Origin of the sequence: Neobacillus niacini (genome assembly GCF_000759675.1) — a bacterium.
Lineage (GTDB): Bacteria > Bacillota > Bacilli > Bacillales > Cytobacillaceae > Neobacillus > Neobacillus niacini_A.
This window is the reverse complement of the sequence record NZ_BAWM01000023.1, coordinates 1-8,197: the sequence shown is the minus strand read 5'-3', so window position 1 is coordinate 8,197 and position 8,197 is coordinate 1. Positions and strand designations below refer to the sequence as shown.

Here is an 8,197-nt window from a genome sequence, read left to right as displayed (position 1 = left end):
GATAAACGTGGAGGAGCCGTATGCGATGACCCGCACGTACGGAACTGTGAGAGGCGCATGAATTTTTCATGCGCCTACTCTATTCTAATCTAGTTCCGACGCCTAGCCCCTCGAGGTATTTGCTTGTCGGGGCTGATCGAGGCGTCTCCACTTTTTGTTGTTCTTGTCTTTTTAGTTTCTAATGCCTATAATTGTGAGAGGCTTTTTAATAATTTTGGACGATATTTTTTATAAAATAGATATATTTTTTAGAGGAGTGAATTTTATGGCATTAACAGCAGGTATTGTAGGATTGCCGAATGTTGGTAAGTCTACATTATTTAATGCAATTACACAGGCTGGGGCTGAATCAGCCAATTACCCGTTCTGTACAATTGATCCAAATGTAGGAATTGTAGAAGTGCCCGATCACCGTTTAACGAAATTAACTGAACTTGTTCAACCGAAAAAGACGGTTCCGACCGCTTTTGAATTCACTGATATTGCAGGAATTGTTAAAGGTGCAAGTAAAGGTGAAGGATTAGGAAACAAATTTCTATCACACATCCGCCAAGTAGACGCTATTTGTCAGGTTGTCCGCTGCTTTGCAGACGATAATATTACCCACGTATCGGGTAAAGTCGATCCCATTTCAGATATCGAAGTCATTAACTTAGAGTTAATTCTTGCTGACATGGAGTCTGTTGAAAAGCGAATTAGCCGAGTTGAAAAATTAGCCAAGCAAAAGGATAAAGAAGCAGCTGCTGAGTTTGAAGTGCTTTCTATGCTTCGCGATGCCTTTGAAGCAGAAAAACCAGCGAGGACGGTTGAATTTACCGATGAGCAATTGAAAATCGCCAAAATGCTTCATCTTTTAACGATTAAGCCAGTGCTCTATGTAGCAAATGTTGGTGAGGATGATGTAGCTGATCCATCAGGAAACGAATATGTACAAAAGGTACGTGAGTTTGCAGCAGCAGATAATGCTGAAGTGATCGTGGTTTGTGCAAAGATTGAAGAAGAAATTGCAGAGCTAGAAGGCGATGAAAAGCAAATGTTCCTTGAAGAGCTTGGAATTGAGGAATCCGGACTTGATCAATTAATTCGCGCTGCATATAACTTGCTAGGATTAGCAACTTATTTTACAGCTGGTGTGCAGGAAGTTCGCGCTTGGACATTTAGACATGGAATGAAAGCTCCACAATGTGCAGGAATCATTCACTCTGATTTTGAACGCGGATTTATTCGTGCCGAAACCGTTTCTTATGATGATTTATTAGCTGCAGGAAGCTACAATGCCGCCAAAGAAGCTGGGAAAGTTCGTTTAGAAGGAAAAGAGTATTTAGTCAAAGACGGAGATGTTATTCACTTCCGTTTTAATGTATAAAAATTGTTAGCCTTGCGTCTGCAAGGCTTTTTACATGGGAAGACTTTTAAGGGGAGAATTTAGAAATGGTGAACATCGTTGCTTTTCATTGTCACCTATGCTATAATCTTAACTTGTGAGTAATGAATAATTGCTCCTTGCCCAAAAGTGGGCCGTTTAGACCAAAAGGAGGTGACTGTGATGAATAAGTACGAAATCATGTACATCATCCGCCCAAACATTGAAGACGAAGCGAAAAAGGCTCTTGTAGAGCGTTTCAACGGAATTCTTCTTGAAAACGGTGCGGAAACTGCTGAAACAAAAGATTGGGGTAAGCGTCGTTTAGCTTACGAAATCAACGATTTCCGTGACGGATACTACGAAATCGTGAAAACTACATCTTCAGCTGACGCGGTACAAGAATTTTCTCGTCTTGCGAAAATCAGCGAAGATATCATTCGCCATTTAGTAATTAAAGAAGAAGCTTAATATAAATATATTTTGGTCAGAATGTTTCACATGAAACATTCTACAAAAGAAAAGGAGTTGATTCTGATGATGAATCGTGTCGTGCTTGTTGGCCGTTTAACAAAAGATCCTGATTTGCGTTATACACCAAATGGGGTTCCTGTAGCTACCTTTACTTTAGCAGTTAACCGTCCATTTTCTAGTCAGTCAGGTGAGCGTGAAGCAGACTTTATTAATTGTGTTGTTTGGCGAAAACCTGCTGAAAATGTGGCAAACTTCTTGAAAAAAGGCAGTCTTGCAGGAGTGGATGGCCGCATTCAAACCCGCAACTATGAAGGACAAGATGGTAAGCGTGTTTACGTTACTGAAGTTCAGGCAGAGAGTGTTCAATTTCTTGAACCTAAAAACTCGTCTGGCGGCGGCGGTGGCGGAAGAAGCGACAACGATTACTTCGGTGCTCCACCAAGGGAACCGCAAGGAAATCCTTATGGCGGCGGCAATCAGAATCAACGACAGTATCAAAACAACAGCAATAACAATAGTAAAGGTTTTACTAAAGTGGATGATGATCCGTTCGCAGGCAACGGTCAAATCGACATCTCTGATGACGATCTCCCATTTTAATGAGATCCTTTTATGAACGGTTTTAAACCAATTTTTTAATGAAGGAGGGAATTTTCATGGCAGGTGGAGGACGTAAAGGCGGACGCGCGAAGCGCCGTAAAGTGTGCTATTTTACAGCAAATGGCATTTCACGCATCGATTATAAAGATGTAGATTTACTTAAAAAATTCATCTCTGAACGTGGAAAGATTTTACCACGTCGTGTAACTGGTACAAGCGCTAAATATCAGCGTAAACTAACTGTTGCAATCAAACGTGCACGTCAAATGGCATTATTACCATTCGTTGCAGGTGAATAATAAAGCGTAAGCGCCTTGTTCAGGGGCGCTGAAGCTAGAATGTTATCTAAGTTAAATGTAATTTACATTTTATTTAAGGCAGCGAGGGCTCTTCCCTTGCTGTCTTTTTATTTTATCTTGCAGAATTGTTGAATAGGAGAGCGTAACTGGCTAAAATTAAGGAATAGGCTTTTGAAATAATTGGGGTGAAGTAGTGAAAAATGTTCGTAAATTAACAGAAGGTGCTATCCTTTTAGCTACCTTTGCGGTTTTATTATTACTTACGATTTATGTCCCGTTTCTTGGGATGATTGTAAACTTATTTTTAGCTGTACCATTCATGCTTTTTGCAGCCAAGAATGATGGGAAAAGTATAGTTGTGTTTATCATAGCCTCCCTTCTTCTATCGTTCATTGTAGGAACCGTTATGTCTTTGCCATTAACGCTTGCCTATGGAACAACAGGTGTCGTAATCGGATACTTAATTCAGAAGCAGAAGAACACAGGAGTATTGCTCCTTACAGGCACACTAGTCTTTTTAGTTAATTTAATTATTATTTATGTGGCAAGTATTGTTCTTTTTAAAGTAGATATGATTACTGAAATGATTGATATTATGCGGGAATCAATCAATGTTTCAGCTGATTTACTAAAGAATTTTGGGAATGCACAAGATACGGAAAAGGTGTTAGAACAATTTAATAATGGACTAAACCTTATTAAAACCTTAATCCCAACTTTATTTGTTCTCTCTTCTTTTTTTATCGTATTCATTATGCAGCTTATATCCTTTCCAATCATTAAGAGATTTGGGGTTAAGGTAGAAAAATGGAAAAGTTTTAAAGAAATATCCTTGCCAAAAAGTTTATTATATTACTTTCTCCTTACCTTGATCGTAAGTATGTTTATGAATCCTGAAGAAGGCACCTTCTGGTATATGGCAATTATCAATATGACCTATGTCCTTCAATTTTTAATGGTCCTGCAAGGATATACGTTCATCTTTTATTTCTTCGACCAAAAGGGTATTTCGAAGGCTATTTCTATTACAATAGCGATTGTCTCTTTCATCATTCCAATTTTCCTTTATATTGTAGGGATATTAGGTATAATTGACTTAGGCTTTGATTTACGAAAAGGCTTTAATAAAAAAGAGAGATGACTACTGTTTAGGAGCTGAAAAAATTGCCTGCATTTATTGAAAAACGCTCGATTCGTTACCCTTTTTACGGGCTAATAGGCATTACAGTGGTGCTGCTCATTGTCTTGACCTACTATAATTGGATTCTAAGCTTGGTGGGTTTACTTCTCATCATCCCGCCGCTGTACTATATGATAGTCATCGATTCCAGCCAAAGAAAAGAAATGGAAGACTATATCTCAACCCTTTCATACCGAGTGAAAAGGGTAGGCGAAGAAGCGCTGATGGAGATGCCGATTGGGATTATGCTCATCAATGATGAATATTCTATAGAGTGGACAAATCCTTTTCTTTCCTCCTATTTTGATGAAGATACCCTTATTGGTAAATCGCTTTACGAAATTGCTGACACGCTAATACCGTTAATTAAGCAGGAAGTGGAAACAGAAATTATTACCCTGCACGAACGAAAGTTTCGAGTGATTCTTAAAAGTGAGGAAAAGCTTCTTTACTTCTTTGATGTCACGGAACAAAAAGAAATTGAAAAAATGTATCATGATGAGCGCACCGTTATTGCGATTATCTTTTTAGATAATTACGATGAATTAACACAAGGTATGGATGACCAAATGCGTGGCAGTATTAACAACATGGTTACTTCAACCCTAAATAAATGGGCACAGGACAACGGTATTTTTCTTAAAAGAATTTCCTCGGAACGTTTTATTGCTGTGTTTAATGAAGCCATTCTTCAACTCCTGGAAAAAGGTAAATTTACTGTCCTTGATGAAGTAAGAGAAATGACCTCTAAGCAAAATATCTCCTTTACATTAAGTATTGGTGTAGGTGCTGGGACCCCTTCTCTGCCTGAGTTAGGCGTATTAGCGCAATCAAGTCTAGATCTAGCTCTAGGAAGAGGCGGAGACCAGGTAGCGATTAAACAACCTAATGGAAAAGTAAAATTCTTTGGCGGAAAAACAAATCCGGTTGAAAAACGGACAAGAGTACGCGCGCGTGTCATTTCCCATGCATTAAAGGATTTAATCACTGCAAGTGATAAGGTCATTATTATGGGTCATAAAAATCCTGATATGGATTCTATTGGGTCTTCCATAGGTATATACAAGGTTGCTCAAATGAATCAAAAAGATGCCTACATAGTATTGAACTTTCAAGAAATGGATGGCGCTGTTCATAGGCTCATGGAAGAAATCCGTCATCAAGAGCAATTATTTTCTCGATTTATTGGACCCGAAGAGGCATTGGAAATTTCAACTGAAAAAACACTATTGGTCATCGTGGATACCCATAAACCTGCATTGGTTATTGAAGAGCGACTCCTTAACAGGATCGATAATGTGGTTGTCATTGATCATCATCGCCGTGGGGAAGAATTTATTGAGAATCCAGTTCTTGTTTATATGGAGCCATATGCTTCTTCGACAGCAGAGCTTGTAACCGAATTTCTTGAATACCAGCCGAAACGCGGTAAAATAGAAATGATAGAGGCCACTGCCTTGTTAGCAGGGATTGTGGTAGATACCAAAAGCTTTACTTTAAGAACAGGTGCTAGAACCTTCGATGCTGCTTCTTATTTAAGAGGGCAAGGAGCAGATACCATCCTTGTTCAAAAGTTTTTAAAAGAAAGCGTTGATACGTATATTAAAAGGGCTAAATTAATTGAATCAGTCCTTTTTTATCGCGATGGAATTGCCATTGCAAAAGGTGACGAAAGTGTGCTTAATGATCAAGTCCTTCTTGCCCAGGCAGCAGATACACTCCTGACTATGGATGGAGTAGCAGCCTCATTTGTGATTGCAAGACGAAATGAAGGGCTAATTGGAATTAGTGCCAGATCGCTTGGCAATGTAAATGTTCAAGTAATCATGGAAAAGCTTCAAGGCGGCGGGCACTTGACGAATGCAGCCACCCAGCTGACCGGGATCTCCATATTAGAAGCAGATAGACAATTAAAGCTAGCTATTGAAGACTATTTTGAAGGTGGGAAAAAAGAATGAAAGTAATTTTTCTAAAAGATGTAAAAGGAAAAGGCAAAAAAGGTGAAGTAAAGAATGTTGCTGATGGCTATGCACAAAACTTCTTAATTAAGCAGGGACTTGCAATTGAAGCGAATAATGCAAACATCAGCACACTAGAGGGTCAAAAGAAAAAGGAAGACAAACGTGCGGCTGAGGAGCTTGCGGAGGCGAAGAAGCTAAAAGAAACGTTAGATAAAATAACAGTCGAGTTATCTGCTAAAGCAGGTGAAGGCGGTCGCCTATTTGGTTCTATTACGACGAAGCAAATTGCCGAAGAGCTTCAAAAGAAACATGGAATTAAAATCGATAAACGTAAAATGGAATTATCGGATGCGATTCGTACCCTAGGTCATACAAAGGTTCCAGTTAAGCTTCATCATGAGGTGTTAGCTTCTTTAACAGTTCATGTAAAAGAAGTAAATTAATTTCCAGTTCAAATTTTTGATAAACATGTTAAAATAATAAAAGTGATGTGATCGGTCGAGACTGGTCACTTTTCTTCATTATGGACTTATTTAGGTTTAAAACTATTAAAATATATAAATTATCCTCTTCATAATAGGAGGTTTTTGATAGATGAGCGATTTATATGCAGATCGTCTGCCACCGCAAAATATTGAAGCTGAACAGGCTGTATTAGGTGCGATTTTCTTAGAGCCCTCTTCTTTAACTGTGGCTTCCGAAATCTTAATACCAGAAGATTTTTATCGTGCTGCACACCAAAAGATATTTAATGCCATGTTGAAGCTGAACGACGAAGGTAAAGTGGTTGACCTTATAACGGTAACAGAGGAATTAGCAGCAGCGAAGCTAATTGAAGATACAGGCGGAGTTAGTTATTTAAGTGAATTGGCTAGCTCTGTTCCGACAGCTGCCAATATTGAGTATTATGGAAGAATCGTAGAAGAAAAGTCTTTGTTGAGACGTTTAATTCGAACTGCAACCGAGATTGCATCGGATGGCTATTCTCGTGAAGACGAAGTGGAAGCACTTTTAAGCGAGGCTGAAAAAAATATCCTTGCCGTCGCACAGCGGAAAAATGCTGGAGCGTTCCACAATATTAAAGATGTCCTTGTACGTACGTATGACAATATTGAAGAAATGCATAACCGTGTTGGAGAAATTACCGGTATTTCTACAGGATTTGCTGAACTAGATCGAATGACAGCAGGCTTCCAGCGCAATGATTTAATTATCGTTGGAGCCCGTCCTTCAGTTGGTAAAACTGCTTTTGCCTTGAATATCGCCTCAAACGTTGCGATTAAAACAGGTGAAAATGTCGCGATCTTCAGTCTGGAGATGGGCGCAGAGCAGCTAGTCATGCGTATGCTTTGTTCGGAGGGTAATATCGACGCTCAGCGGCTTCGTACGGGGTCTCTTACGGATGATGACTGGGGTAAGCTGACTATGGCTATGGGAGCTCTCTCCAACTCAGGTATCTTTATTGATGATACGCCAGGGGTAAGAATTAGTGATATTCGTTCCAAGTGCCGTCGCTTAAAACAAGAGCATGGTTTAGGAATGATCTTAATCGATTACTTACAGCTTATTTTAGGAAGCGGCCGTGCCGGCGAAAACCGTCAGCAGGAAGTATCAGAGATTTCCCGTTCCCTTAAGCAATTAGCCCGTGAGCTGCAGGTTCCAGTGATTGCCCTGTCCCAGCTATCCCGTGGTGTCGAACAGCGTCAGGACAAACGTCCGATGATGTCCGATATCCGTGAATCCGGTTCGATCGAGCAGGATGCCGATATCGTTGCCTTCTTATACCGTGACGATTACTACGATAAAGAATCAGAGAATAAAAACATCATCGAAATCATCATTGCGAAGCAACGTAACGGTCCAACTGGCACCGTTTCACTGGCCTTCGTAAAAGAATACAATAAATTCGTAAACTTGGAGACACGATACGATCCAAGTGCATAGATTTTTGAGAGCTGGCCAAACCTTGGCTGGCTTTTTTTGTAGATTGGCTGTTTCGAGAGATAAAAGTAAGGTTTTTCTAAAAAAGGTATTTTATTTTTTTATAAAAGTGTTTTGCCTCCTTGTAAAGTTAAAAAAGCTGTCTGGAGGGAATCAAAAGGGGTCTTGGGTTCCCTTCAAAAGGAAAAAAGCTGAGTTGAGGGAATCAAAAGGAGTCTTGGGTTCCCTTCAAAAGGAAAAAAGCTGAGTTGAGGGAATCAAAAGGAGTCTTTGGTTCCCTTCAAAGGGAAAAAGCGATAAAGTCCATATAATTGTGTAAAAAGAAAGAGTCATTTTAATCACTCTTGGCAACACTGTTTTCAGCGACGATAAACAATGA

At 39.5% G+C, this 8,197-nt stretch carries 8 protein-coding genes; all 8 read left to right on the top strand.

The annotated features are described in order from the left end of the window. The first annotated feature begins 265 nt into the window (after positions 1-265). Positions 266-1,366, top strand: a complete 1,101-nt coding sequence (ychF, locus tag TR08_RS14080; protein WP_045519106.1) for a redox-regulated ATPase YchF — start codon at positions 266-268, stop codon at positions 1,364-1,366. Positions 1,367-1,546: 180 nt separating this feature from the next. Then, positions 1,547-1,834: a 30S ribosomal protein S6 gene (gene rpsF, locus TR08_RS14075; protein ID WP_045519104.1), complete on the top strand. Its 288-nt coding sequence runs from the start codon at positions 1,547-1,549 to the stop codon at positions 1,832-1,834. Between the two features lie 66 nt (positions 1,835-1,900). After that, on the top strand, positions 1,901-2,437 hold the full coding sequence (gene ssb, locus TR08_RS14070; RefSeq protein WP_045519102.1) for a single-stranded DNA-binding protein: 537 nt from the start codon (positions 1,901-1,903) through the stop codon (positions 2,435-2,437). Positions 2,438-2,493: 56 nt separating this feature from the next. Beyond that, positions 2,494-2,736 (top strand): 30S ribosomal protein S18, encoded by a 243-nt coding sequence (rpsR, locus tag TR08_RS14065; protein WP_063255175.1) that lies wholly within the window; start codon positions 2,494-2,496, stop codon positions 2,734-2,736. Positions 2,737-2,929: 193 nt separating this feature from the next. Then, positions 2,930-3,877, top strand: a complete 948-nt coding sequence (locus TR08_RS14060) for a YybS family protein (RefSeq protein ID WP_045519099.1) — start codon at positions 2,930-2,932, stop codon at positions 3,875-3,877. A 23-nt stretch (positions 3,878-3,900) separates the two neighbouring features. Continuing rightward, complete coding sequence (locus TR08_RS14055) at positions 3,901-5,874, top strand: DHH family phosphoesterase (protein WP_045519097.1); 1,974 nt, start codon at positions 3,901-3,903, stop codon at positions 5,872-5,874. Further along, complete coding sequence (rplI, locus tag TR08_RS14050) at positions 5,871-6,320, top strand: 50S ribosomal protein L9 (protein ID WP_045519095.1); 450 nt, start codon at positions 5,871-5,873, stop codon at positions 6,318-6,320. Before TR08_RS14055 ends, rplI begins: the two co-directional genes overlap by 4 nt. 151 nt (positions 6,321-6,471) lie before the next feature. Beyond that, complete coding sequence (gene dnaB / locus TR08_RS14045) at positions 6,472-7,821, top strand: replicative DNA helicase (RefSeq protein ID WP_045519093.1); 1,350 nt, start codon at positions 6,472-6,474, stop codon at positions 7,819-7,821. Positions 7,822-8,197: the final 376 nt, after the last annotated feature.

Bases quoted from the DNA above. Each gene is read 5' to 3' on its own strand.
- ychF (WP_045519106.1), top strand. From the start codon at position 266: ATGGCATTAACAGCAGGTATTGTAGGATTGCCGAATGTTGGTAAGTCT.
- rpsF (WP_045519104.1), top strand. From the start codon at position 1,547: ATGAATAAGTACGAAATCATGTACATCATCCGCCCAAACATTGAAGAC.
- ssb (WP_045519102.1), top strand. From the start codon at position 1,901: ATGATGAATCGTGTCGTGCTTGTTGGCCGTTTAACAAAAGATCCTGAT.
- rpsR (WP_063255175.1), top strand. From the start codon at position 2,494: ATGGCAGGTGGAGGACGTAAAGGCGGACGCGCGAAGCGCCGTAAAGTG.
- rplI (WP_045519095.1), top strand. From the start codon at position 5,871: ATGAAAGTAATTTTTCTAAAAGATGTAAAAGGAAAAGGCAAAAAAGGT.
- dnaB (WP_045519093.1), top strand. From the start codon at position 6,472: ATGAGCGATTTATATGCAGATCGTCTGCCACCGCAAAATATTGAAGCT.